A 26,818-nucleotide genomic window follows, 5' to 3' on the forward strand; every position below is an offset into this window, starting at 1 on the left:
GACTAGTCGGCAGCCTTCCACTCATCCTCCAGAACAGCCAGGCGGGACTCAAAAGTTGGCGGCTCCTCCCGCAGTTCCGCTTCCCATTGCTGCCTGCAACTGCAATCCAGGCCGTCCAGTGCGGATATATCCAATGTTCGGTTATATTCCTTCAAGGCTGCGAGCACTCTGTCGCTGCATTCCGGACAATTATAGGGCACTCCCACCGGCGAAGGATAGAACTGGAACAACCCGACTATCAATTTTCCAAGGTGGGCTGTACGCTTGACGACCTCCAGGATACTCCACAACCAGGCCGTCTTGTATCCCTTGCGTTCACTCAGAACCTGGACCAGAGTATAGTCCTGGATGGTGCAGGTTTCCAGTGATACTGTCGTCCCTCCGACCCGGAAGGAATGTTCAACAGCCAGTACTGCTTGTTCAATAGCCTCCATCTCTGTCAAAAAAGGGGGCTTCAAAAGGACATACGTGCGCATATGCATCTCCCGGGTAATGATCTCTGCTGCTTTGTTATATTGTTTAAGCGTAAACCCCTTATTGATGCAAACATACCGCAGGAAATCGTCGACGAGTTCCAGTCCCATCGCTATTTCAATATGTTTATTTGGAAGGAGCCGCTTGATCTCCCTAATCTTCTCTTCGGTAACGAACTCGGGACGGGTCTCCACAACCAGCATTTTAATTTCAGGCGTTTCACCAATCATTTGCAGAATTCTCCACAAGGCCTCCGAAGGAATCTCTCGTTCATTGATAATGGATCCGTTATTATACACATTTAAGAGCGGAAACTGATCGAATGGAATACGCTTGAACTCGTTCTCAAACTGCGCAATATAATTATCCGCCGAGATCGCTGTATCCGACCGGGTCTGCTTCGCCAAATGACCACACATGGTACAGCCATTACCGTTCTTCAGCGCCCATTCACAGCCGTTAGACATCAGATACATAACGGCACGTTTGTATTGGATTCCCTGGAAATTCTCCTCCCGGATATCCGTCTCCGTGGCGACCGTATTCAGATGGAAATCCTGCTTGGGGATCTTAGCATGTATAGCCTCCATAGCCTTTGCAATCTGGCGGTAATACTTTACGGTTTCTTTGGAACCCGTCCAGGTGTAGGAGTCCATCCCGCCCCATTTGTTAAGATTACTCATAATGTCCTCCATTTCCTGATACCGGCTGAAGTTTGAATTCTACTTCCCAGAGCTGGTTCAGCTCCCGCTCCAGGTCGGTCAGACTACCCAATTGCCCCACCGGCTGCTGCAGATCCGCAAGCATAAGTCTTAACATTCCTACAAATCTTTCACGGAGCAAGGCAATGTCTTCCCTGTTGAAGATCTCTGTGTGATAGACAAAATGAAAAGCTGTCTGATGAATATCTGTAATGGAGAGCAATAAAGGATAGTTCGTAGAGCTGTGGCCAGAGAAATCCTCCAGTTGCAGATTCCCGAACGTTCGGATATTTAACGGGTAATTCTCAATAATCAGCAGTGTATCGAAAAGCTCCTTCCGGCTGCCGGCCTCCATCCACTCCTGCACATCGACTAGTGGAGTAATCTCATAAGGCTGTCTCCGCAGATTGGACTGCCGGATATTCAGCAGGACATCGATAACTCTGGATTCATGATTTGCGTGTACCCTCACCGGGACCGTATTCATGAGCAGCCCGGCAATCTGCTCTATCCCCGGCAGGTTGCCGCTGCGTCCGGATGCGGTGACCCCGAACACGACATCGTCCTGTCCCGAGTACTGTTGCAGCAAGAATCCCCATGCCGCCGTATAAATGTCACCCACCGTCACCCCAGTTGCCCGGGCCGCATGAATCAGGTCTTGTCTTAGCCCATCTTCGATCATGCAGGAATCGTATCCGGCTTCGTTGCTTCCGGCTGACATAGAACCGATATTCTGCGTGAGCAATGGACGAACCACATATCCCTGCAAATATTGCTGCCAGAATTCTTGCCTCCCGCCCGTGTCCTGTCCGTGCAGCCATTTCAGATACTCCCTGAAGCCGGGCTTATGTATCGTTTGGGGGCGCCTTCCGGCTTGAAATGCTTCGTAAGCCTCCATGAACTCGCCGAGAATAATTCCGTTGCTCCAGCCATCATACAGAATATGGTGATGGCTGACTGTCATGACAAACCGGTTATCATCCCACTCGGTGACCATGACCCGAAACAAAGGAAGTTCCTCCAGCTGAAACGGGTTGGAGCGGTCTGCCTGCAGAATTCCCTTCCAGGCTTCCTCCTTGTCCGCCTCATTGAGCAGCGTAAGATCATGCACGGTCATGGTAATCGGCCGGTGCTTGAGAATAATCTGAACCGGATGTTCGATATTCTCCCAGCGGAACACGGTCCGCAGCATCTCATTATGGCGTATCGTCCAATTCCAGGCTCTTACGCTGGCGGTAATATCCATTGGCCCGTGCAGGGAATAGCTGTATTGTTCGAAATATAAGCCGGAATCCGGTTGCCGCAGACAATGGTACAATAACCCTTCCTGCATGGAAGTAAGCTTAAGCATATCCTCTACCAGACTTTTTCGGATCGGACGGTGGTTGGTCATGACAGCTTCCTCCTCATCCCGTTAATTGTGAACAATTCCAATCCCGTAGGATAAGGACCTTCCATTCTGCTGGAAGCCCGACGGTTCCCGGCTCCCCTCGGGATCGGAAATCTCTGTGCAGGTGCTGCAGAGAAGCTTTACCTCATTCCAGTAAATTCCGACGTCGTATCCCCGGCCCCAAGTTTTGGGATGCAGGTGGATATCATGAAAGGCAATTATTCCTCCTTGCGATACCAGCTGGCGGTACATATGGTAGTCTGAACTAACTCCGCCATAGGAATGATCCCCGTCGATAAACAGCAGATCAATCTGCCTGTCCCCCAGGAGCCTGATTAAATCCTGCTTGGTGGAATGGTGGAATGAGCGGTCCCGGATAAAAGAGAGCTGTTGGCCCGGTGCGCCGAAGCCGGAGTACAACTGCACCTCGTACTCATCCTGTCCGCCTCCGTAAGGGCCTCCCGGATAATCAATGCTGATCAGGCGGGCATTAGCATCCGCCAGCTGACACAGGCTGTAGAATACGCCGCCTCCAGCTGTTCCGATTTCCACTACTGTCTTAGGCTTGCGCTTCTGGACCAGCTCCAGAAATTCCCTGAGCTCATAAGGGTTCTGAATTGCCGGAAACAGCGGCATCCGCTCAGGTACTCCTTCCAGAATGGCGCGTAGACGCCGTGATTCCGGATCGGTTACATCCAGCTTCAAGTTTTCCGGTGTCAGCCGTTCAAAGAGTCCCGGAATCAGCACCTTGTCCAGCAACCCGTCAATCAACCCGCTGCCGGTTGTATCCCGGAACCAGTCTTCCGGCAGAAGATCCAGTACAGCCGAGTCTGTCCTCCCTTCCTTCACCGACTGTTTAAGCTCTTCGGCTTGTCCGGCAGATAATGTTATGAATCCGGGCTTGGAATGATGAATAACCAGCACTTCCCCCTGGAAGTGAATATGGTCCAGCCCGAATTTGTGGACCCATGGCAGATTGTTATACCTTTTGTGAATATAATGCTTGAGCGGTTCCACAGGCAGGAACCTTAAACATTGCGCAATTGTAGTCATCGTTCCCTCCGGCTCAGCCAAGAATTTGTCGCAGATACTGCCCGGTATAAGAAGCTTCCACGGCGGCCACTTCCTCCACGGTGCCGGCAGCGACGATTTGTCCTCCACGGTTCCCGCCTTCGGGCCCGAGGTCAATAATGTAATCGAGTGTTTTGATCAACTGCAGGTTATGCTCAATGACAAGCACCGTATTCCCCTCGGCAACCAGCTCCTGAAAGATATTCAGCAGCCTCTGAATATCGGCGAAATGCAGCCCTGTTGTCGGTTCGTCCAGGATGTACAGCTTGCCGATGCCTTTCTTCGCACCGCCCAGCTCATCCACCAGCTTAATCCGTTGCGCTTCGCCGCCCGAGAGAGTGACAGCCGATTGTCCAAGAATGAGATAGCCCATGCCCAGACGGTTCATTAACGTCAGCTTGTGATGAATATGATGCTGGTCCCCGAAGAAGTCAACGGCCTCCGCTACGCTCATCTCCAGCACTTGAGCAATGTTTTTCCCGCGGTATGCAATGTCAAGAATTTCTTCCTTGAACCGTTGTCCTTTGCAGGCTTCACACACGACCTCGATATCCGACATAAACTGCATTTCGGTCACCAGTACACCAAGTCCGGAACATACCTCACAACGGCCGCCCGCTGTATTGAAGCTAAATGAATTTTCCTTTACCTTCGCCGCCTTCGCCTGTGCTGTTGCTGCGAATAGCCGGCGAATGTAGTCGAAGATTCCGATATAGGTTGCCGGGTTGGAACGCGAATTCCTGCCAATTGGCTGCTGGTTCATATAAACCACATCTTCGATCCATTCAATGCCTCTGATGTTAGGATCCGCAGGCAAACTTGAAGCCCGCCGCTCAAAACGGGTACGAAGATTCTTTACCAAGACTTGATTAACCAGCGTACTTTTTCCAGAGCCCGACACCCCTGTAATCCCGACAAAACAGCCCAAAGGAATCCGTACGTTGATATTCTTTAAGTTGTTCTCCCGTGCGCCAATAATCTCCAGACAGCGAATGTGGTCTGAATGGACATCCATCTTCTGCAGCCTGTGTCTCCGGGGCAATTCAATGACTCTCGCCCCTGACAGATATTGGCCTGTCAAGGATAACGGGCTGGATTTCAACTGCCCCACAGTTCCCTGTGCGACAACCTCTCCACCCTGAACTCCCGCCCCGGGACCGATCTCCACGATATGATCGGCTCCTGCGATGAATTCTTCATCATGCTCAATCACAAGAATTGTATTATTTAAGTCCCTAAGCCGTTGCAGCATGCGAAGCAGCTTCCCGCTGTCCCTGGAGTGCAGGCCGACAGTCGGCTCATCCAGAATATAAATCATCCCCATTAGCCCCGAGTTTAATTGTGTGGTCAGGCGGACCCGCTGGGATTCTCCCCCCGAGAGCATAGTCACTGGCCGGCTGAGACTTAAATATCCTAGGCCTATCTCAATTAAAAAGGTTAGCCGGGCAGCTATTTCCCGGAAAATAGGCTCAGCCACGGCTTCCTCCTGTCGGCTCAGCCCCATCCGATTCAGCCCCTGGCAGAATTCCCGCAGCTCCTGAATCGGCATCTCGGATAAGTCGTGAATGCTCTGCCCGTTAATCCGGTACAGCAGCCGCTGACTCTTCAGCCGCGTACCCGCACACTTTGGACAGAGCTGCTCCCGTATTACACTCTTGTCCTCACCCTTAATTTCACTCAGCTCATTCTTTGCATAGCTATTAAACCGCTCATACACGATGTTAATGATTCCTGCGAATCTCTCATTCATCGGCTTGCCGCCAATAGAGGGATTCTCAATCAGTATTCTCTCACCGTCCGTACCGTACAGCACAGCATTCAGCGCCTCTTCAGATAAATGCTCCACCGGGGTAAACAGATCAAAATGATACCGGTTCGCCAATGCTTCAAATATCTTCCGGTTCTTGGCGAACTTGTCCTGTTCACACTGCCAGCCGATTAGTTGTATAGCGCCGCCACCTATGCTTTTTGTCTTGTCCGGAATGACCAGGTCCGGGTCCACGTAATAATGTCTGCCCAGACCGGTGCACGTCGGACAGGCGCCCAAGGGTGTATTGAAGCTGAATGCACCGGCCGCCGCCTCATGGGCCACGATTCCGCAGTCACTGCAACCAAGTTCCGGGTCAAATGTCAGCATGCCATCCCGCTTCACACCAAGCTTCATGAAGCCCTCTCCAGCCTCCAGTTGGGTATTGATTATTGCTTCCAGCGATCTGTGCTGCTGAGGCTGTACAATAAACGTCTTGATAAGAACATCATCTAACGAATAGATCTCAAGCATCGTCCCCTCCGGGTACTCCATCAGCTGACGGATCAGGGTTCTCTTCTTATTGACCGGAATCTCACGCTGGCAGTGCGGACATACCGCTCTGCTCGCCCGGGAGAACAGCAGCCTCAGATAGGAGCCGATATCGGTCAATGTCCCGACTGTGGAACGGGGGTTGCGTGACACGGTCTTCTGCTCGATCGCTATGGCCGGGGAGAGACCCTCGATCAGATCGACCTCCGCTTCGTCTGTCTTGCGCAGACTGCCGCGTTCGTACGCGGACAATGATTCCATTAACCGGCGGCGCCCTTCGGCGTATATCGTATGGAATACCAGAGAGGACTTGCCTGAGCCGCTGACACCGGTGAAGACTACAAGCTTGTCCCGGGGAATATGAAGCGTAATATTCTTGAGATTGTTCTGTCTGGCGCCTTTGATATAGATCTGATTCTGCAGCAACATTATCCCACCTTATTCTTGAAATTGCCCAATTCCAGCAGTTGGCCTGCATCCATCTTAAAGAGACGGTCTGCCAGATCGAAGTAATGGTCGTCATGCGTAATGGCAATTACAATCTTGCCTTCCGCCCGCATCCCCTGTAACAACGTCAGATAGAAAAACTTGCGGAATTCGGGGTCCTGGTCTGCCGCCCACTCGTCAAAGAGATAGATTGGCCGGTCCTCCAGATAACAAATTAACAACGCCAGCCGTTTCCTCTGGCCGCCTGACAGCTTGAGCGTACTGAACCTGCCATTATCAATGCTGACCTTGCCGTCCAGATCCAGCATCTTCAAGTAACGGTCAATTTCATCCTGCTTCCCTTCGTAATCAATATCATAGATGCGGTCAAATAAATGAAAATCAGAAAATATTGCGGAAAAATACTCTCCTGCACTGCCCGCTTCAATGACATTGCCATTGATGGCGATATATCCCTCCTGAGAAGGGTATAGACCGGTAATCAGCTTGGCTAAGGTCGATTTGCCGCTGCCGTTACCGCCGGTGATAAATATGATTTGCCCCCGCTCTGCTTCAAAAGAGACAGGACCTACTGTAAAGCTTCGCTCTCCAACCGTATCAGCATAAGAGAATATCAGGTGATGGAAAGCAATACTCTCGATCCCGCCCTCTTCGGTGAGTGAGTTCCATTCATTGCCTTCGTCAAGGCTCCTATCAGGCATTTCCTGATTAAAAGCTTCAACTCTTCTCCATGACACCCTGATTTGCAGCATATCGGGAATCACCTGCATCAATCCATTAATTGGACCGATCAAGTAAAGGAATACGATAATGAACTTAATCAGAGTAAAGTCTTTGATATCCGGAAATATTTTGGGAAAGAAGAAGATGACTACGCCCAGAATTAAGATCAGCAGGGATTCACCGGTTACCAGTGCATTGGTGAATTTAATCCGCGATAGAATCCGCTTATCGCGGTATTGCTCACAGCTGTCCTGCACATCCCCGCGGAACTGTAGTTTTTTACGCTGGTGCAGACTAAGCTCCTTATATCCCTTCAACATGTTGTCGATAAGGCCCATAAATACATTTTGCGTATCTCTGGCCTCTTCCCAATAACGGTTAGCCATATTGCTGACAATCATATAAAGGCCGGCTATCGCAGCAATTACTACCAGGGAAATTATCGTTCCCCAGAAAGAAATCGTTCCAAGATATATGAAACAGCAGATAACGGTTAAGAGACTGGTTACGAATCCCACCAGCACATTGGCGGATAATCCTATGAGCTCGGTATCGTTATTTAAGGTGGCTATAACCCTGCCGCTGTCCATTTTCTCCAGATTGGGATATGAGGTATTCAGAATCCGGCGCAGCAGCTCCATTCTTCTCTGATAGATCAAATGATAGGTGAGCTTGATCAGCTTGGTTTCAATGATTTTTCGTCCAAAGATATATAGAGCCAGCGCCAGCAGGAAGTAATACAGCAAGTAGCGGAGCGGGATCTCGGAACCCACAGAGGAGTTGACAATGAAAATGACAACGGCATTCGCAACACCGCTTAACAGACCAAGCATGATTAATGCTGGAATGGGACGCTTGTTCTCATTAGCTTCCGGAAATACTGTAGACAAAATCAGATATACGCAGCTCAGGACTGCCGTTGCGGCCGCTGCTGCTGCTGCTGCCGGAAGACTGACTGGAGACCAGACTATGGCTGTGCTCCACGATACCCCCTGCATGGCCTTCGGAATTAAAAATACGGCGTACACAAACGGCGCCGAAGCGGCTATTAATGCAATTCCTGTAATCAGAGCCTTGCGCCCCGGCGCTTGCCAGGAACGCTTCTTCCGGAGGATGCCGGTAACCGTCCATCCCAGCAGCCCGGTAATGACCAGTACAAAGCCTGCAATAATGATGGCAATTACCGAATAGGCGTTATCCAGCTTCTGGTCAGGCTCATAGGGAGAGACAGGCTTCTTATCCCTTAGAATATCAAGGATTCCATGGCCCGTAATATATGTATTGGTCGTGCCATTGTTGGCCATTATGCCGACAGCAAGCTGATCTTCCGGCCGAAGCACCATGTACGCGGAGAAGTTAGGATTGAGTCCGGCTTTGGACAGTTCACCATTTCCGTGCTGGTAGTCTGCCCAGCCCATTGCATATGAAGAGTAGTCGAACTTGCTGGGCGGTACCGTGCGGTCAGGCTCATGGGTCTTCATAATCAGCGGAGTCAGCGGAGAGGTTACAGTTCCTAGTTGGTACATCAGCCATTTCGCCAGGTCCTCACTATCCATGATGATGTAACCCGCTGGCCGGTTACCGCGAAAGGTGGGTGAAGCATATTCTCTGGCTTGAAAGAATCCTGTTTTATAGCCGGTGGCAAGCGTTGAACCTGCCGTCTCCGGATATAAGGTTGTATGTTTAAGTCCGAGCGGCAGAAATACCTGGTCTCTCATATAATCTTCATAGAACTTGCCAGTCACCCGCTCAATAACCGCTCCAAGGATAGCATAATTGATCGTTGCATACTCAAACTGTTCACCGGGCTGATGATTAAGACGGACCCCGTCAATGTTACGTACGACTTCTTCTAAGGCATTGGGTTCATTGGAGACGGGAATATCGGTGATCGTGTACCAGGGAATACCGCTGGTATGATGCAGTAGCTGCCGAAGGGTAATGGGGAAGGAGCGGTTGTTATATTCTGCGTGAAACCAGGGGAAATACTTGGACACAGGGTCATCGAGTTTTAGTAACCCTTGAGCTTCTAATTGGAGAATAGCAAGGGCTGTAAACCCTTTGGAACACGAGGCAATTTCAAAACTAGTCTGGGGAGTAACAGGGGCCTTGCTCTTTATATTCGCATAACCGAAATTTTTCATATAGGAAATCTCTTTGCCCTGCACGATGACCACGGTCATTCCCGGTATTTTGCCCTCTTTCATTTTGGTTCGGACAAAAGTTTCAATTTCTCCGGCCTTCACACTGTCCAGTGCTGCATAAACCCTACTCTGGCCAACAAAGCATGCTAGTAAAAACATGCATAGGATTGACACCAGTCCTTTTGTGCAATTTCTTCTCTGTGCAAGCTCCATCTCCCGTTTCCAACTTTCTCTCAAAAATTTGAAATGATAAATACTTGAGATGCAAGATTGTGTATTATTTCACATATGCTCAAAACAAATTCTAACATATATTCTATTTTCAAACAATTGAATATTCTATGACCTTACATCGGTTGACAACTAGGCCAGCCCTTCCTGCCCCCGATTTTATTGATAATCTTCCCTACCAGAGACTCATTCTGCGGTTTGCCCGGATCACAATTCATCATGACGACAACACCGCTTCCTTCTGCAGGAAATGCATAAACCTTGCATTGGAAGCCGATACCCCAGCCTTGAGAGACCAGATATACTTGGCCCTTCGCATCACGGGGAACAAATACGCCAAGACCCGCTTCCTCACTGCAGCCGTGAGCGCTAAGCATCAGTCGGGCAAACTCCGGATTTAGAATAAAATCACGCCCGCCCGCTCCAGCAGCAAGCAGCCGAACCACGAATTCCGCCAGCTCACCGGGAGTAGACCATAAGCCTGCCGCAGCCGGATAGGGATAAAACGGATATTTCCCCTTCACCGTTGTGCCGTGCGGGTCATGCCCGGCAGAAGTCCCGCGCGGCTTCTTCACGTTATATATGTTCCAGAACAAAGACCGCTGCAGACCCAGCGGCTGTAACACCAGCCGGTTCATGGCTGTGCTAAAGGGCATCCCGGTCACTTCCTCGATCAAGTGGCCCACTAGACAATAGCCTGCATCCGAATATGAGAACCTGCTTCCCGGATTACAGGATGACTGCAACGGTTCCTGAAGGAATCGCGTCTGCCCAGACAGAATATCGTTCATTGCTGGCGGCTGTTCTTGCTTGCTGAGCACATCGAAGCTGCCTTCAGGATCAATGAATCCTGCCTGGTGTGACAGCAAATGAAGCAGTGTCACCTTCGTATCCGCTGTATATTCATTATCCTGCAGCTTCCAAGAACGCATATAGCCATTCACATCATCCTCCAGTCCCAGCCTGCCCTCCTGCACCAGTCTCAGAGCCCCCGCAGCGGTAAACATCTTGCTGATCGAACAGGCATGGAAAACAGTATTCACCTTTACTGGACGGGCCTTGCCCTTCTCCAACACACCAAAGCCCTTTTGCCAGATGATTTGCCCATGGCTGAAGACGGCAACTCCCATTCCCGGAACATTTTCCGATTTCATCTCGCGCTCTAAATCTATAAATATATCATTTTTTTTTGGCATCGGTATCCCCCGCAAAAAGTTCACCTATTATTTGGTTTTGAATCTTGAATATGTATTTCTGTTACGATAACATCAAATCAAATATATGGCAATGACTACATATCTATGAAGTTTTCTTATTTATTTCATCCTCATTCCACTAATCTGGAGGAACTATGATGCAGTATAAACTCACCCAGCCCCAAACGAGAATATGGAACAATGAAAAAATTCACGGCAATCCCGCTATGCACAATATTCTAGGCCTGGTGCGCATAAGGAAGAATCTCAGCTTGGAGAAGTTATCCCAAGCCATTGAACTGTTTATTGCCAATCATGCCGGTGTCACTCTCCAGATTAATGAGCAGAACGGTGAGCCCGTGCAGATTTTCAAACCATATGAGCCGGCACAGATCGACTTTTTCGATTTCAGCAGCACGGATAACCCTGCAGCCGGCTTCGAACAATGGATTGATCGTTTAAGACAGACCAGCTTCACCTTGTTGAACGGGCCGCTCTTTTATTTTGCCATGTTCAGAATCGGGAGCTTCGATATGGGCTATGTCGGAAAATTCCATCACATTATCGCCGACGGCTGGTCCCTGCAGATTGCCGGCGAATCCATCGCCCGCTATTACTCAGAGCTTGTAAATGAAATGCCATCAAGTGTTGAAGCAGTTCCATCGTATGTTGATGCTATAGAGCAGGAACAGATTTACTTACAGTCAGAGCGTTTTTTGAAGAACAGAAGCTTTTGGAATGAAAAATTTGCTATACTTCCCGAAACAATGGCAATGGCCAATCATTTGGAAACAGCCGCCTCCAGAAAGACTTGGACACTCGAGAGCGGCCTGTCTGCAGAGATCCGGACGTTTATAGCCGAACACCGGCTTTCACTTAATTCCCTGTTCATATCTTCCGTGCTCATCTATATGCATGTAGTTATGAACGAGGATGATGCCATTATCGGAACGCCGGTGCTTAACCGCTCAGGGAGGAAAGAGAAGCATACCTTCGGAATGTTCGCCAGTACTATGCCCTTCCGTAAAACTATTACGGAAACTGCAGAGATTGGTGTATTTCTAAAAGAAACGGCACGTGAGCTAATGGGCTGCTATGTCCACCAGAAGTATCCTTACAACCTGTTAGCCGGAGATCTGAATTTGCAGAAACATGGGCATGCAGCCCTCTTTGATCTTTGCGTCAATTATTACAGCATAAAATTCAGCCCGGAATTTGACGGAAGTCCCTATGAGAATACGGAAATATTCAATGGAAACCAGCCGTATAAGCTGCAGATTGTCATCAGGGATTGGGAAGAGAACGGTAAAATTGCTGTCGATCTCGATTACCGCATCCAGGAATACAGTGAAATCCAAGTGGATAAGCTCGGTGAGCAGCTATTGAATATTATCCGCTTTATAATTTCCCAGCCCCAAAGCCGGATCTGCGACATCCCTCTTCTTTCTCCCCTGGAATGCCATGAGCTAACCTATAACGTTAACGCCACTTTTTGCCCCTATCCTTCTGCTGATATTATCACCCGCCTATTTGAGGCACAAGCGGAGCGGGCCGGGCTGCAAACCGCATGCAGAATGGGCGATGCCGCCATAAGTTACAACACACTCAACGAGCAGGCGAACCGTTTAGCACGTTTTCTGCGCCGGATGCGAATCGGGCCTGGCTCGGTGGTCGGTATCGCCTCCCCTCATTCTTTTGAATTAATTACCGCTATACTGGCAGTGTTAAAAGCAGGCGGAGCTTTTTTACCCTTGGACCCCGAATCACCGGCGAGCCGCATCCGGTATATGCTGGAGGATTCCGGCGCTGTCCTGGTTCTGAGAGATGAAACGTTGACCGGCAGTTTCAGCTCGCCAGTTGAAGAATACATGCTGCAGGATGCAGCAATTTATGAAGCAGACGGCTCAAATCTGTCGCCCGTTAGCGGTCCGGGAGACCTTGCCTATATTATTTATACTTCCGGCTCCACAGGACAGCCCAAGGGCGTTATGGTGCACCATCAGGGGCTTGTCAATTACATCTGCTGGGCCAACAAGACCTACACGGATCAAGAACGGGAAGTGTTTGCTTTATACTCTTCAGTCGCGTTTGATTTGACCATCACCTCCATTTTCACGCCATTGATCGGAGGGCATCAAATCGTCATTTACAGGGATGACCGCTCTGAATTCGTGCTGGAGCGAATTATCCAGGATCAGGTGGCCAGCATTATCAAGCTCACCCCCGCCCATCTCTTGCTGCTCCAAGACATAAATTTCGATCGGACGAATGTCAGAACCTTTATTGTCGGAGGAGAGAACTTGAAGGTCAGCCTGGCAAAGAGCATCTATGAGAAATTCCGGAGAAACATCAACATCTATAATGAATACGGCCCTACCGAAACCGTCGTTGGTTGCATGATTCACCACTATGATTATGACCAAGACCAGCGCTCTTCTGTCCCTATCGGGCTTCCAGCAGACAATGTCATGATTTATATCCTGGACCGGTATTTAAGGCCGGCACCTGTGCTGACCAAGGGGGAACTTTATATATCAGGAGACGGAGTAGCTCTCGGCTACAGGAATAAACCGGAACTAACTGCCCAGAAATTCGTGGACAATCCCTTTATACCCGGCAAAAAGATGTACCGGACCGGAGATGCGGGGATGTGGCTCGAGAACGGGGTAATGGAATACAAGGGAAGAATGGATTCGCAGGTCAAAATAAGGGGTTATAGAATCGAGCTGGGAGAGATCGCGAATGTGCTCTCGGAGTATACCGGCATTCTTCAAACTGCCATCAAGCTTCTTGAACCAGACAACGGAAGTAAATATATATGTGCGTATTATCAATCGAATCAGGAGATCAACCAGGAAGACGTGGAGCATTACCTGTATTCCCGTCTGCCAGGGTACATGGTTCCCCATCACCTAATGCGTATCCCTTCATTCCCTTTGACTCCAAACGGGAAAATTGATGTAAAACAGCTGCCGGTTCCCTCCATCAACCAGCATTTAGATACGGCACCTGCAAAAGCGAGAGATCAACGGGAAACAATACTGGCCGCTGTCTGGAGGGAAGTACTGGAGCTGCCGGCTGTCGGAGTCTTTGACGACTTCTATACCTTGGGCGGTGATTCCATCAAAGCCATTCAGATTGCCTCCAGACTCAATCAGCAGGGCATTCAAATGTTAGCCAAAGATATTATGACATACCGTAATATTGCCAAGCTCGCGACTCATACCGTTACACCGAAGCCCTCCCCAGCTCACAGCGTCGCAGCGGGAGAAATCCGACTCACTCCCATCGTCTCCTGGTTCTTGAATCTGCAACTGACTGACCCCCACCGCTATACCCAATCTGTTCTGCTGCGGTTAACGGAACCAGCCACGGCCAGTATCCTTGAACAGTCTTTCCGTAAGCTGATCGCGCATCATGATATATTCAGGTTAAGCTATACACCGGAGAGAGGCTTGTTCTACAATGATGACCTCTCGCAGAAGCACTTCTGCCTGCATCTCCACACAAGCGGATTAAACGGTACCGCTTCGAAGGCAGATCAACGTCTTAACACATTCAATCAACTGGTCGGAGAGCTCAATATCTCAAAGCGGCTCCCCATTCAAGCCGCGTTAATTGAATATCCTGACCAGCGGCAGGAATTGTTGATTGTTGCGCATCATCTGGTGATCGACGGTGTCTCCTGGAGAATCATCTTGGAGGACCTGTTCAACACTTACCATTCGATGCAGGAGGGTAAAGACATTATGCTGCCTGATAAGAGCGACTCCTACCAGGAATACGCAGCGGCGGTCCAGGCACTGTCGGAATCAGAAAGCATCTATCAGGAAAGGGAGTACTGGCTTGAAGCCGCTGGTTACCGTACCAAGCTTCCTTTACCCTCCGGAATAAAGACATCAAGCTATGCCTCCCGGCAGACTATGACTGGTGAATTATCAGAAGGCGCTACAGAGGCGCTGCAGCGGGAAGGGGTCAGGGTCTTCCGGGCGGATGCCCAGGTCATGCTACTTGCCGCCCTGTCGGTAACGCTGAGCGATTGGGCGGGCCTTGATGATTTCACCTATGAAATCGAACATCACGGCCGGCACCTGGATGCACTGGATGTCTCAAGAACAGTCGGCTGGTTCACTACAATATATCCTTTAAGAATACGCGTACAGGGCACCTTCGAAGAGCTGATCCACCATGTGAAGACACAGATTCACAGCGTACCGAATTATGGAATGGGTTATGGCGTACTCAAATATTTGACCGGCGGGCTTCCCCGCGATAAAGAGCCCAGCCAGGTCCGGTTCAATTATTTGGGCAACTTTGACAGTCAACCTATGAACGATAATTATATTTATGTACATGATACAGTCCTTCCTGCTATGGGAGAGCAAGAAGCCTTGACTCCTGTGATTGAGCTCAATTGTATGATTGCAGAACATAAGCTTCATTATTCCATTCAATATAGCCGGGAGATCTATAACAGGGAGTCAATGGAAGAATTCAACAGGCTCTATTCCGCCAATTTGTTACGGCTGATTGACCTGGCGTCTTCTCAGACTTGTATCAGCTTTTCCCCGTCTGACTTTGAATGGGCCGGAATCAGCCAGCAGGACTTGGACAAGCTTTTTGAATAGTGATTCGGAACATTAATGTGATGGCATAAGGTTGCATGCCCCTTCTCGCTTTTTGCCGCACAGGGTAGTAAAATAAAACCACTATACCCGAATGGAGTGAAGATACATGGAACAGATTGCTAAGGGAGAAGGACGTTTCTATATCGCTGGTGACGGGAAGGACCTGGCCGAGATTACATACAAAGCGGACAAGACTACAGGTGATTTGGTGATTGACCATACCTTTGTCTCCGAGGATCTGCGCGGTCAGGGTGCGGGAGAGAAGCTTGTGCGGGCGGTCGTTGACCTGGCCCGTGAACAGAACGTGCACATTGTACCGGAGTGCCCGTATGCAGCGCATCAGTTCGAGAAGCATGCGGAGTACCGGGATGTGCTCAAATAGGAGGAAGCAAGATTGATTAAGGCTGATCTATTGAAACAAATTGAAGAGCTCCAGCAGCGCTGCGAGCAATATGAAGGGATCTCGCTGAAGCTGAATTGGGATATGCTGCGGCATCCGGGGGAAGCTGGCGGTGCAGAGTGGCTGCTAGCCTATGAGGGGGAGCTACTGACCGGATTCATCGGCCTGTACGGTATCGGCGGTGATATGGAGGTATGCGGCATGGTCCGGCCGGGCTACCGCCGCCGGGGGATCTTCAGTGGCCTCTGGAAGCAGGCAGAGACCATCATCCGGCAGGATAAAGTGAAGACACTGCTGCTTAACACCCCTGCGGCTTCAGCTTCAGGCAATGCCTATCTGAAAAACTTGCCGCTTACCTTCAGCCATTCGGAGTTTCAAATGAAATGGGATGGCGCAGGCAGCAAGGTTAAAGCCTCAGAGGCCAGCTCGGCTTCCGGCAATGTGTTGCTTCGGCCTGCACGCCCGGAGGAGACGCCTCTGCTCATCGCCTTCGACTGCGACGGGTTCCAGATGACTGAGGAGGACGCTGCTGAAATGTATGCGCAGCAGGAACAGGAAGCCTCCCAGGAGCATATCATCATCGAGCTTAGCGGCCAGCCCGCCGGGAAAATGCGCCTGTGGTCCGAGGACAACGAAACCTGGATCTACGGATTCACGGTGGATAAGAAGCTGCGCGGTCTCGGCATCGGCCGGAGTGCCCTGCAGCAGACAATCGAGCGTGAGCAGCGGAATTATAACGGAGTGAATCTGGAGGTTGCGCTGGATAACCCGAATGCGCTGAAGCTCTATGAGAGCTGCGGATTCGTCGTTCAGAGCCAGCAGGATTATTACACCCATCCTTTGAACAGCTAACCTGCCAACGAGTATTTCAAGAAACATACATTTCCTACAATTAAAAAGCATCCCTTCACAGTCAAATGACCCTGAAGGAGATGCTTTTCTTGTCTTCTCAAAGCCATCGTCTGCTTCTACATCAGCCCGTAGCCCCGCACCTGAGCTTCATCCCGGTCGCTGCGGCGGTTGCTGCATTTCACGCAGCCCTCCGCCTGTTCTTCCCGTTCCAGGAAGACAGACAGCAGGCGTACATAATCCAGCGATTCCTGCAGCGGCATGTCTGCTCCGTCATACAGCTGCCTGCGGCCATCCAGCAGCGAGTAGATGGCGATCGTCTCCGCCGGCTTCCCGTAAGCCTTATGGCAGAACACATTCGCCATATGCAGAAATCCGGTCATCACCTGCTGGTCAGCGTGTACCATGAATTTCTGGATATTCAGACTGCGCCCCGCCAGCTCCGAATTCCAGGCCAGCTGAAAAATCACCGCCAGCTCAATCTCAAGCTCCCGTACAGAAACATGCCACTGTTCAAACCGCATCACCGGAATCTCTCCGGTGTGACTGCCCGCGACAATCCGCATCAGCTCATCGGCCACTGCCTGCTTGACGTCCCAGTAATGCATCAGGGAAGGAAAAGCGTTGCCCTTCAGCGGCCAGCGGCGCTCCAGCAGAAACTGGACAGGCGTCTCCCGGCGTACCTCGGGCCGCAGACTGTAGAAGTCATTAAGCGTATGTCCGACTGCATATTGAACCTGCTGTCTCCAGCGGGGAAGCCCCGTAGCGGGAGCTCCGCTGCCGGTCACCTCCGCTCCGCCCAGCATAATATGCTCCATGCGGTAATCATTCAGACGTCTGTACCGGACAGCTTCAGCATCCGGCTTCGTTCCTGTGAAGTCTCCTGCCGCCGCGCCCATCCTTAAGAGACCGCCGCGCAGATCTCGATGAACTGGCGTCCATAAGTGCGGCAAGCTTCTTTCTCCGCTGCATTCGGACCGTATTCAATCTTCAGGCTGGGCTGCACAATCTCGGCCCCGCGCTCCTTCAGTTTCTCTTCAATCTGATCCACGGCCCCGCAGTAGATCTCATATCCGGTGTCTCCGCTTCCGAAGGCCGCCGCCTTACAGGAGCTTAGATCCAGCTGATCCAGCTCTTCATAGAAATCCAGGAATTCATCCGGCAGCTCGCCGTCTCCCCAGGTGTACGCACCCAGCAGTACAGCCTCATAAGCTTTTATCTCATCCGCATTGCAGTCCATGACCGATTTCAAAACGGCCTCTCCGCCTGCCGCGCGTATTCCTTCCACGATCAGTTCAGCGATTTCCTCCGTATTGCCCGTCAAGCTGGCATATGCCACTAGCACTTTAGCCATGACTTTTATCCTCCCAGGGTCCAAATGAAATGTATTCTCTATATCCGGCCTGCAGCCGGCCATGCCTTGCTGTGCTGTATTACCCTCATTCTATTTGATAATGATTATCATTGTCAATATATAAAAAAACAGCGCCACTCCAGGACATGACTTCTGCCCGGAGCTGACGCTGCTCGCTAATGTTATTGTTGATGCGAAATGTGAGGAATAATCAATATCCGCCTTCCAGCAAGGTAATTGCGTTGCCGTCGGGATCACGGAAATTCATCTCTTTACCGCCGTACTCCATGGTTGCCGGAGGCTGGCAATCCAGTCCTTTCGCCTTCAGCTGCTCGTACGTTTCGTCCAGACTGCCGCAGGAGAATACCAGATTAACGGTTCCTGTCGTAAGGTTCTCCCACTTGTCTGCATTCCATATAATGATGCCGGGCTGACTGGCGTCTATGGCAATTTTGGCCCCGCCTGCTTCTCCATAGCCCTCGAATGGAACCGGGATGCCCAGTACCTCCGAATAGAACGCTACCAGAGCTGCCGGGTCTTTACTATACAGATTGATGCCGTCAAAAGCTGTAATCATAATTGTATCCTTCCCTTCATTGCTTGTGATGTGATCGGGCTGGTCTCAGCCCTCTATCCTCATTGTACTTCTGCCTGAATAGCTTGTATTGCAAAAAAACGACATCAGCGCCGGGCATGACTCAGCGCATCCAGCGGGGTTCTGCCTGCAAATTTCTTGAAATTGTTGATCAAATGCGACTGGTGACTGTACCCGTAGGTAAAGACTATATCTTGCATTACACCCTTGGTCTGAGGAGCACGGTACAGGTCCCGCCAGACATTCTGGAAGCGGATCAGATCGGCCACCTTTTTGGGCGGAAGGCCGATATGCTGCCGGAACAGCCGTTCAAGCTGGCGGCTGCTTAGGCCGGAGCTGCTCTCCAGCGCCCCTGCCGTCATGCTGCCTCTCGATGTAAGCAGCCTGTGGACAGCGTTCATCATCCCGTCACTGCTGCGGTTTCCCCGTTCCAATCTCCGCAGAAGGAACGCTTCAGCAGCAGCGATGCGCTCAGTCATTGTACGGATATGCTGGAGCCTGTCCCCCAGCTCCTTACGGAAGGTCTGGAAATAATACTCCACCGGCACATGAACATTCAGCACCTCCGTCAGCGGCTCGTCTGCGAACAGATGAACGGCCCAGAAGTGAAACCGGATGGCGAACCGCTGTATGGACACAGGCTGAGCTGCTTGTCCTGTCTCGAACGGTGTGTCGTTAATTCCGCAAAAAACCCCGCCGGACTCCCCTGTCCGCTCATCCCATTCCCATATGATGTCCATGCAGCTGTCAGGTATGATTGTCTCCGTCAACTGCGGCTTCATGGGCAGTGCTCCTGATCCCCAGAAGCAGCGGATATACGGCTGAAGCAGCCTGCCCGGCAGATACTCGCCGCCCCCGGCCGGATTGGCCGTAATCGGATGATACAGCGCCGAAAGATTATACATCTGAGTGCAGCCTCCTTCCATTGCTGTAACCTTGTATTCAGATCATACACAATCCCTGTACGAAGCGCCAGAACGCCTCCTTTTCCGAGTGAAATGATCTGCCCTGCGTTTCCTGGTAATATTATACGCCTGCCGCTTGTTGGCTACACTGGAAATAGTCGCAAGCCTGCAACCATTTTGTTTGTAGATGCGTGCTTAAATGTTGTACAATAAAGGCTAAATGACTTTTTGAAGGATGGATTAATAATGTATATAGCCAGTGATTGGAAAGACTATGAAGTGATCGATACCGGGGGCGGGGAGAAGCTCGAACGCTGGGGCGATATTATCCTGCGCCGGCCGGACCCGCAGATCATCTGGCCGCTGGCCAGCGAGAGCGCCAAGTGGCGGGATGTGCACGGACATTATCACCGCAGCTCAGCCGGAGGCGGGCAGTGGGAGATGAAGAAGACGATACCGGAGGACTGGAAAATCAGCTACGGCAAGCTGAAGTTTCACCTCCGCCCGACGAACTTCAAGCATACCGGCCTGTTCCCGGAGCAGGCGGCCAACTGGCGCTGGATGATGGACAAGATCGCTGCGGCTAACCGGCCGATCTCCGTCCTCAACCTGTTCGCCTATACCGGCGGAGCCACTGTTGCGGCAGCAAGTGCCGGAGCATCCGTCGTGCATGTCGATGCGGCCAAAGGAATGGTGCAATGGGCCAAGGAGAATGTAGCCCTGTCCGGTCTTGCCGACAAGCCGCTCCGCTTCATTACCGATGATGTATTCAAGTTCGTCCAGCGCGAACAGCGCCGCGGCAGCAAATATGATGCAATTATTATGGACCCGCCGTCCTACGGAAGAGGGCCGGGCGGTGAAATGTGGAAGCTGGAAGCCAGTCTCTATCCGTTCCTGGAGAGCTGCATGGAGATTATGAGCGACCGTCCGCTATTCATGCTGATTAACTCCTACACGACCGGCATCTCGCCAACCGTACTGCGCAACATGCTGTCGATGACCATGGGTAAGCGCTATGGCGGCAAGCTGAATTCCGGTGAGATCGGCTTGCCGATTACAGCCTCCGGCATGAATCTGCCTTGCGGGATTCTGGGCCGCTGGGAGGCGTAAGCCATGACCGGAACGAATAACGCAGCAGCAGGAGAATCCGGCAGCAGCCCCTCGCGGTTCGAAATTTTATATGAGGACAACCATCTGCTCGGCGTTGTGAAGCCCGTGAATATTCCCGTTCAGGAGGATGCTACAGGCGACCCGGATCTGCTGACCCTGCTGAAGGAAGATGTGAAGGAACGCTACGCGAAGCCGGGTAACGTCTTCGTGGGCCTGGTTCACCGGTTGGACCGGCCTGTAGGCGGTGCAATGATTTTTGCCAAGACCTCGAAGGCGGCCTCCCGGCTATCCGAGAGTGTCCGTACCCACGCCTTCCAGAAGGTGTATCTGACGGTGGTGCATGGTCAGCCTCCTGGCGCAGAGGCCAGGCTTGAGCATACGCTGCTGAAGGACGCGAAGAGCAATACCGTCCAGGTGGTCCGCCGGGGAACACCGGGCGGTAAGGAGGCTATTCTCGATTATACGGTCATCGGCAGCGCAGAGGGGTATTCCTTGCTGAAGATTGACCTGCTGACCGGCCGCTCCCATCAGATCCGCGTACAGCTAAGCGCTATCGGCTGTCCGCTCTACGGAGATCAGAAGTACGGCGCGGCCGTGAACAGACCGGGACAGCAAATTGCATTATGGTCTGCACTCACCCGCTTCCCGCATCCGGTGACCAAAGAGGAAGTGGAGCTGCTCTCCCTGCCTCCCCGGTCCTATCCCTGGAATCTATGGACTCCACAAATTCAAAAGCAGGCTATCCTTTAACGGACAGCCTGCTTTTTTTGAAATATAATAATTCACAAGTTCACTCGATATCTTATTCTTCTATTTCCCGCTGAAGCGATTAGTGTTGTTGCTTATACGGACTGTACAGAAGCGGCGCTCTCCACCGCCGGGGTAACAGCCATCTTCCCCATGAGATAGAGCAGCAGCTGCTGGTTATGGGAGGAAATCGGGTCCAGGGCTTCGGCAAAAAAGTCACTGCGGACCTTCAGTCCGCGCAGCGTCTCCTGCTGGCCTGTCTCGGTGATGCTCACCCAGACAATTCTGCGGTCCGAGACATCGCGTTCACGGATAATCAGATTATGCTTCTCCATCCGGTCAAGCAGCATCGTCACAGCCGCCGGGCTGGTCGCCAGATGAGGAGCCAAATCAGAAGGCTTCATCGCGTCACGCTCCTGCAGCAATTCCAGTACGGTAAGCTGGGCATCAGTCAATGTAGGGGCAAGCTTGCTGTCCATATGTAACTTATAGTCTTTTAATATCTTATGCCAGATTTTACTGAATTCAGTGGAGTGCACACTTATTCCTTCCTTTCCTGCGTATCTCAAACTGGTATATTTACTTTTTCGCCAGAAAACTTCCATTTCCTTCAAGGGTTAAAAAATAAAATCTTAACTGCAACTGTTCGCCCTAAATTAAAAGCGCGGGCAGCCAGTTACTCCTGAGCTGCCCGCGCCGTTCTGAGCGGTCTATATTCTTACTTGATATTACTTTACAGCCTGAAAAAGAATGGAAATCTCGTCCTTCTTCTCGACGGCAACCAGTTGCTTGCCTGTAGAACGGCGCTCAGCAATCGGTGCTGATTCAGAGGAGAACGAATGCACAGCCCCGCTCTGGGTGATGACGGTCAGCTCCAGCGGCTGCTTGCAGTAGAATGCACCGACCAGCCTGCTGCCGTTCGGACGGACACGCTTGCCCTCCTTGAACTCGAACGTTGGCATCCCTTTGCCTCCACGGCTCTGGGAAGGATAATCCACCATCAGGGAACGCTTGGCATAGCCGATGTCCGAAATAGCCAGGATCTCACCTTCATCCTCACTGACCCAGAAGCAGGAGACGACCTCATCTCCTTCACGGAGCTGTATCCCCCTAACTCCTGTGGCCACCCGGCCCATAGGATTCACTTCATTCTCACGGAAACGGATGCTCATGCCCTCACGGGTAACGAGCACAATGTCCTTGTCGTTGCTGCTCAGGGCCACTGTAATGATCTCATCGCCTTCGGCCACCTTACAGGCGGCAACGGCTCCGGAACGGCTTGTAGAGTACTCCTTGAGCTCGGTACGCTTCACCTGGCCCTTACGGGTGATAAAGACTAGACTCGCCTGCGGGTCCTCCAGATTACCGACCGGCAGCATACTGACGACACCGTCTCCCTTCGCCAGTCCGATCACGTTCACGATGGCCGTCCCCGGCTCTTTCCATTTGAACTCCGGAATCTGGTGAACCGGAAGCAGGAAGTATTGGCCCTTCCGGGTGAAGACTAGCAGGCTCTCCCGGGTATTTAAATCCAGCAGCTTGACGATATGATCGCCTTCCTTGACGCCTGAAGAGTGACGCTCCCCGCCCGAGCGGGTGAAGGACAACATGCCGGTCCGCTTGATATAGCCGTCAGCAGAGAGTGCAACCAGTACATCCTCCGCATTCACCAGCACCTCCATGTTGACCTTAAGCTCCTCCACCTCTCCTTGAATCAGGGAACGGCGGTCGATTCCGTATTTGTCACGGATCTCCAGCAGCTCCTTGCGGATGACGGTAATCAGCTTCTTGTCGCTGTCCAGAATCCCCTGCAGAACAGCAATCCGGGCCATCATCTCATCCAGCTCCTTCTGAAGGGAGTGAATCTCAAGATTGGTCAAGCGGTAGAGCTGCAAGGTAAGGATAGAATCAGCCTGTCGTTCGCTGAAGCCGAACATCCATACCAGATTATTCTGGGCATCCTGACGGTTCTTCGAGGCCTTGATGGCAGCGATCACTTCATCCAGAATGTTCAGCGCCTTGACCAGTCCCTCCAGGACATGGGCACGGTCCTCCGCCCGTTCCAGATCGAACCGGGTACGGTTGCTGACCACTTCACGCTGATGAGCAATGTAGGCTTCAAGAATTGCTTTGAGTCCCAGCTGCTGCGGAGCCTTGTTGACGATGGCCACCATGTTGAAGTTGTAGGTGATTTGCAGGTCGGTTTTTTTGAGCAGGTAGGCTAAGACGCCCTGGGCATCCGCCTCCTTCTTCAGCTCCACCACAATGCGCAGGCCCTCACGGCCGCTCTCATCGCGGACCTCGGCGATCCCTTCGATCTTTTTCTCCAGACGGATGTTCTCCATGGCAGTCACGAGCCGCGACTTCACGATCTGAAAAGGCACCTCGGTAATCACGATCTGCTGCTTGCCGCCGCGCAGGTTCTCAATCTCCGTCTTGGAACGCAGATAGATACGGCCTTTGCCGGTTCGGTAAGCATCCATAATGCCGTCTCCGCCCATAATGGTTCCGCCTGTCGGGAAATCCGGCCCCTTGATGAAGGTCATGATATCCTCCAGGGCAATATCCGGCTTCTGCATCACAGCGATACAGGCGTCAATCACTTCCCGCAGGTTATGCGGCGGAATCTCGGTGGCGAATCCGGCAGAAATTCCGCTTGTCCCGTTCACCAGCAGATTCGGATAACGGGAGGGAACGACCACCGGCTCCTTGGCCGTATTATCGAAGTTGTCCTTGAAAAGAACGGTGCGCTTCTCAATATCGCGCATCATCTCCAAGGCAATCGGAGAAAGGCGGGCTTCGGTATAACGCATAGCCGCTGCCGGATCATCATCCATGGAACCCCAGTTGCCGTGTCCGTCCACCAGCACATGCCCCATCTTCCAAGGCTGTGCCATCCGCACCATCCCGTCGTAGATCGAGGAATCCCCGTGGGGATGGTAGTTACCCATGACATCACCGACGGTTTTGGCCGACTTGCGGTAGGGCTTATCCGGCGTATTGCCGGAATCGTACATGGCATACAGAATCCGGCGCTGCACGGGCTTCAGCCCGTCGCGTACATCCGGAATCGCCCGGTCCTGAATGATATATTTGGAATACCGGCCAAACCGGTCACCCACGACCTCTTCCAGAAAAGCCGGCAAAAATTGCTCTGATAAACTGCTCATTCTCTAATCACCTTCTGTTCCTCATTCTGTCCACGTTTTTAAAGATTGATGATCTGGCCGCTGCGCGCCTGAGATTCTCAATTCATTAGAACAAAATCGTAAATCGGATAGAAGGGATGACCGTAACTGCGGTGAGTTTTGGACTTTCGGCCGCTGTTGTCCCCAGATTTCTTGATTTAAAACCGCTGATCGCGGTAGAAATCCGGAGACAAAGGCGGTCGCTACCGCTCCTGCAGTTCCAAAATCCCCTCCGTTACTTCCCCTTCTATAATTTTTCACAATTTCAGTTCCAAACCCATTGAGAAAACATTCGCTATCGCTTAAACCGATCATCAAAAAATTAAAAACCGCGGAAGTAATCGTCACTTCCCATTACTCTTACTCCTACTCCACTATTTCGGTGAAGTCGACGTTCTCGACAATCCAGCGCTTGCGCGGATCGACTTTATCACCCATCAGGGTGGAGACGCGGCGCTCCGCCTTGGCGGCATCCTCAATCTGCACCTGCAGCAGCGTACGCGATTCGGGATTCATTGTGGTCTCCCACAGCTGGTCCGGGTTCATCTCACCCAGTCCCTTGTACCGCTGCAGCTCGAAGTTCTTGCCGAATTCCTTCAGATAATTCTGTAATTCCTCGTCGCTCCAGGCATAGCGGATAGTCTCCAGCTTACCCGATTTGCGCGTCAGCTTATACAGCGGCGGCTGAGCGATATAGACCTTGCCGGCATCGATCAGAGGCTTCATGTAGCGGTAGAAGAAGGTCAGCAGCAGCACCTGGATATGCGCTCCGTCCGTGTCGGCATCGGTCATAATGATAATCTTGGAATAATTGCTGTCCTCCACGGCAAAATCCGGCCCGATCCCCGCGCCGATTGCCGAAATAATCGCCTTGTATTCATCGTTCTTCAGGATGTCCAGCAGCTTGGCCTTCTCCGGGTTCATCGGCTTGCCCTTCAGCGGCAGAATAGCCTGAATCTTGGAATCCCGGCCCTGCTTCGCGGAGCCTCCGGCCGAATCGCCCTCCACGATGAAGATCTCGGTACGTGTAACGTCCTTGGACTGTGCAGGCGACAGCTTGCCGCCCAGGTTCGAGCTTTCGCTGCGTTTCTTGCCGCTGCGGATCTCATCACGGGCCTTACGGGCCGCTTCACGGGCCTTGGAGGCCTGAATCGATTTCTTCAGCAGACTCTGCGCGACCTGGGGATTCTCTTCCAGGAAGCGGGCCATTTTCTCCGAGACAATGAAGTCCACGGCGCTGCGGGCAGAAGCACTTCCCAGCTGATCCTTCGTCTGTCCGACAAATTCCACATCCGACATCTTGATGCTGATGACCGCCATCATGCCTTCGCGCAGATCATTGCCCTCCAGATTCTTGTCCTTCTCCTTGAGCAGCTGCGTCCGGCGGGCGTAATCATTCAGCACACGGGTATAGGCCGTCTTGAAGCCTGTCTCGTGCGTTCCCCCGCTGCGTGTAGGGATGGAGTTCACGAATGAAGCAATGGTCTCCGTATATCCCGCATTATACTGCAGCGCGATTTCCACCTCGATCTCGTCCTTCTCGGAGCTGAAATGGATCACATCATGCAGGACATCCTTGCCTTCATTGAGGAATTGCACGAACTGGCTGGCGCCGCCTTCATAAAAGAATTCATCCTGACGCCCGCTGCGCTCATCGCTCAGATTAATTCTGAGGCCTGAGTTCAGGAAGGCAATCTCCTGCACCCGTTCCGCCAGCGTATCATAGTTAAACGATATCCCTGCGGAGAAGACGCGAATATCCGGCTTGAAGGTGATCTTCGAACCGGTTTTATTCGTATTCCCCAGTATCTCAAGACCGGTTACAGGCTCACCGACATGCTCTTTGCCGTTCTTATCGACCCAGTATTCAAAGCGCTGGCGGTGAATTTTGCCTTCCCGGTAGATCTCCACTTCCAGCCACTCGGACAACGCGTTGGTTACCGAAGCCCCGACTCCATGCAGGCCGCCAGATTTCTTGTAGCCTGAGCCGCCGAATTTGCCGCCTGCATGCAGAATGGTGAATACCACCTGCGGTGTAGGGACTCCTGTCTTATGCATTCCGGTCGGTATTCCGCGTCCGTTGTCAATAACGGTCACCGATCCGTCTTTGCGCAGGGTAATATCAATCTTCGAGCAAAACTTCGCCAAATGCTCATCTACGGCATTATCCACTATTTCCCATACCAAATGGTGCAGACCCGAGGAACTCGTACTGCCAATATACATGCCGGGCCGTTTGCGGACCGCAACCAGACCTTCGAGCACCTGAATGTCGTCAGCATCGTATCCAGTCCGGGCTGCTTCGCCGTTCTTAGAGACTTTTGCAAACATATCGATCTGTTCGAGCATTCATGCTCCTCCTTCAC

At 51.7% G+C, this 26,818-nt stretch carries 18 protein-coding genes; 5 read left to right on the forward strand and 13 right to left on the reverse strand.

Going from position 1 to position 26,818, the window contains the following annotated elements:
* Positions 1 to 2 precede the first annotated feature (2 nt).
* The 6 genes from NST43_RS18715 to NST43_RS18740 form a co-directional block, all read right to left on the reverse strand.
* Positions 3 to 1,157 (reverse strand): archaeosine biosynthesis radical SAM protein RaSEA, encoded by a 1,155-nt coding sequence (locus NST43_RS18715; RefSeq protein ID WP_209993104.1) that lies wholly within the window; start codon positions 1,155 to 1,157, stop codon positions 3 to 5.
* A complete protein-coding gene (locus NST43_RS18720; protein WP_339218641.1) occupies positions 1,150 to 2,568 on the reverse strand; it encodes a condensation domain-containing protein in 1,419 nt (472 codons plus the stop codon). Before NST43_RS18720 ends, NST43_RS18715 begins: the two co-directional genes overlap by 8 nt.
* Before the next feature lie 21 nt (positions 2,569 to 2,589).
* Positions 2,590 to 3,618 carry a CmcI family methyltransferase gene (locus tag NST43_RS18725; protein ID WP_209993100.1) on the reverse strand — a complete coding sequence of 343 codons (1,029 nt, stop codon included), beginning with the start codon at positions 3,616 to 3,618 and terminating at the stop codon, positions 2,590 to 2,592.
* A 13-nt stretch (positions 3,619 to 3,631) separates the two neighbouring features.
* A complete protein-coding gene (gene uvrA / locus NST43_RS18730; RefSeq protein ID WP_339218643.1) occupies positions 3,632 to 6,364 on the reverse strand; it encodes an excinuclease ABC subunit UvrA in 2,733 nt (910 codons plus the stop codon).
* Positions 6,364 to 9,462, reverse strand: coding sequence for a cyclic peptide export ABC transporter (locus NST43_RS18735; RefSeq protein WP_339225469.1), 3,099 nt, complete (start codon positions 9,460 to 9,462; stop codon positions 6,364 to 6,366). Before NST43_RS18735 ends, uvrA begins: the two co-directional genes overlap by 1 nt.
* 134 nt (positions 9,463 to 9,596) lie before the next feature.
* The gene (locus NST43_RS18740; RefSeq protein WP_339218644.1) at positions 9,597 to 10,634 is read right to left on the reverse strand and encodes a serine hydrolase domain-containing protein; all 1,038 of its coding nucleotides are present in this window, start codon (positions 10,632 to 10,634) and stop codon (positions 9,597 to 9,599) included.
* Between the two features lie 200 nt (positions 10,635 to 10,834).
* On the opposite strand from NST43_RS18740, the gene NST43_RS18745 reads away from it, so the two are divergent.
* From NST43_RS18745 to NST43_RS18755, 3 genes are all read left to right on the forward strand, one after another.
* Positions 10,835 to 15,304, forward strand: a complete 4,470-nt coding sequence (locus tag NST43_RS18745) for an amino acid adenylation domain-containing protein (RefSeq protein ID WP_339225470.1) — start codon at positions 10,835 to 10,837, stop codon at positions 15,302 to 15,304.
* Positions 15,305 to 15,410: 106 nt separating this feature from the next.
* A complete protein-coding gene (locus NST43_RS18750; RefSeq protein WP_209993095.1) occupies positions 15,411 to 15,686 on the forward strand; it encodes a GNAT family N-acetyltransferase in 276 nt (91 codons plus the stop codon).
* 12 nt (positions 15,687 to 15,698) lie between these two features.
* The gene (locus tag NST43_RS18755) at positions 15,699 to 16,556 is read left to right on the forward strand and encodes a GNAT family N-acetyltransferase (protein WP_209993093.1); all 858 of its coding nucleotides are present in this window, start codon (positions 15,699 to 15,701) and stop codon (positions 16,554 to 16,556) included.
* Between the two features lie 116 nt (positions 16,557 to 16,672).
* Here the strand turns inward: NST43_RS18755 and NST43_RS18760 are convergent, their stop codons facing one another.
* The 4 genes from NST43_RS18760 to NST43_RS18775 form a co-directional block, all read right to left on the reverse strand.
* A complete protein-coding gene (locus NST43_RS18760; protein WP_209993092.1) occupies positions 16,673 to 17,506 on the reverse strand; it encodes a hypothetical protein in 834 nt (277 codons plus the stop codon).
* Positions 17,455 to 17,907 carry a flavodoxin gene (locus tag NST43_RS18765; RefSeq protein WP_339218646.1) on the reverse strand — a complete coding sequence of 151 codons (453 nt, stop codon included), beginning with the start codon at positions 17,905 to 17,907 and terminating at the stop codon, positions 17,455 to 17,457. Before NST43_RS18765 ends, NST43_RS18760 begins: the two co-directional genes overlap by 52 nt.
* Before the next feature lie 211 nt (positions 17,908 to 18,118).
* Positions 18,119 to 18,484, reverse strand: a complete 366-nt coding sequence (locus NST43_RS18770; RefSeq protein WP_209993089.1) for a VOC family protein — start codon at positions 18,482 to 18,484, stop codon at positions 18,119 to 18,121.
* Between the two features lie 104 nt (positions 18,485 to 18,588).
* Positions 18,589 to 19,407 (reverse strand): helix-turn-helix domain-containing protein, encoded by an 819-nt coding sequence (locus NST43_RS18775; protein ID WP_339218647.1) that lies wholly within the window; start codon positions 19,405 to 19,407, stop codon positions 18,589 to 18,591.
* Positions 19,408 to 19,653: 246 nt separating this feature from the next.
* Here NST43_RS18775 and NST43_RS18780 point away from each other — a divergent pair, with 246 nt between their 5' ends.
* Both NST43_RS18780 and NST43_RS18785 read left to right on the forward strand, forming a co-directional pair.
* A complete protein-coding gene (locus NST43_RS18780) occupies positions 19,654 to 20,517 on the forward strand; it encodes a class I SAM-dependent methyltransferase (RefSeq protein ID WP_209993087.1) in 864 nt (287 codons plus the stop codon).
* 3 nt (positions 20,518 to 20,520) lie between these two features.
* Positions 20,521 to 21,267 carry an RluA family pseudouridine synthase gene (locus tag NST43_RS18785; protein WP_209993086.1) on the forward strand — a complete coding sequence of 249 codons (747 nt, stop codon included), beginning with the start codon at positions 20,521 to 20,523 and terminating at the stop codon, positions 21,265 to 21,267.
* 92 nt (positions 21,268 to 21,359) lie between these two features.
* Here the strand turns inward: NST43_RS18785 and NST43_RS18790 are convergent, their stop codons facing one another.
* The 3 genes from NST43_RS18790 to parE form a co-directional block, all read right to left on the reverse strand.
* On the reverse strand, positions 21,360 to 21,803 hold the full coding sequence (locus NST43_RS18790; protein WP_209993085.1) for a MarR family transcriptional regulator: 444 nt from the start codon (positions 21,801 to 21,803) through the stop codon (positions 21,360 to 21,362).
* 189 nt (positions 21,804 to 21,992) lie between these two features.
* Positions 21,993 to 24,434, reverse strand: a complete 2,442-nt coding sequence (gyrA, locus tag NST43_RS18795; protein ID WP_339218650.1) for a DNA gyrase subunit A — start codon at positions 24,432 to 24,434, stop codon at positions 21,993 to 21,995.
* Positions 24,435 to 24,818: 384 nt separating this feature from the next.
* The gene (gene parE / locus NST43_RS18800) at positions 24,819 to 26,801 is read right to left on the reverse strand and encodes a DNA topoisomerase IV subunit B (RefSeq protein WP_209993082.1); all 1,983 of its coding nucleotides are present in this window, start codon (positions 26,799 to 26,801) and stop codon (positions 24,819 to 24,821) included.
* Positions 26,802 to 26,818: the final 17 nt, after the last annotated feature.

The sequence above is a fragment of the Paenibacillus sp. FSL H8-0332 genome (assembly GCF_037963835.1).
GTDB classification, from domain to species: domain Bacteria; phylum Bacillota; class Bacilli; order Paenibacillales; family Paenibacillaceae; genus Paenibacillus_AQ; species Paenibacillus_AQ rhizoplanae.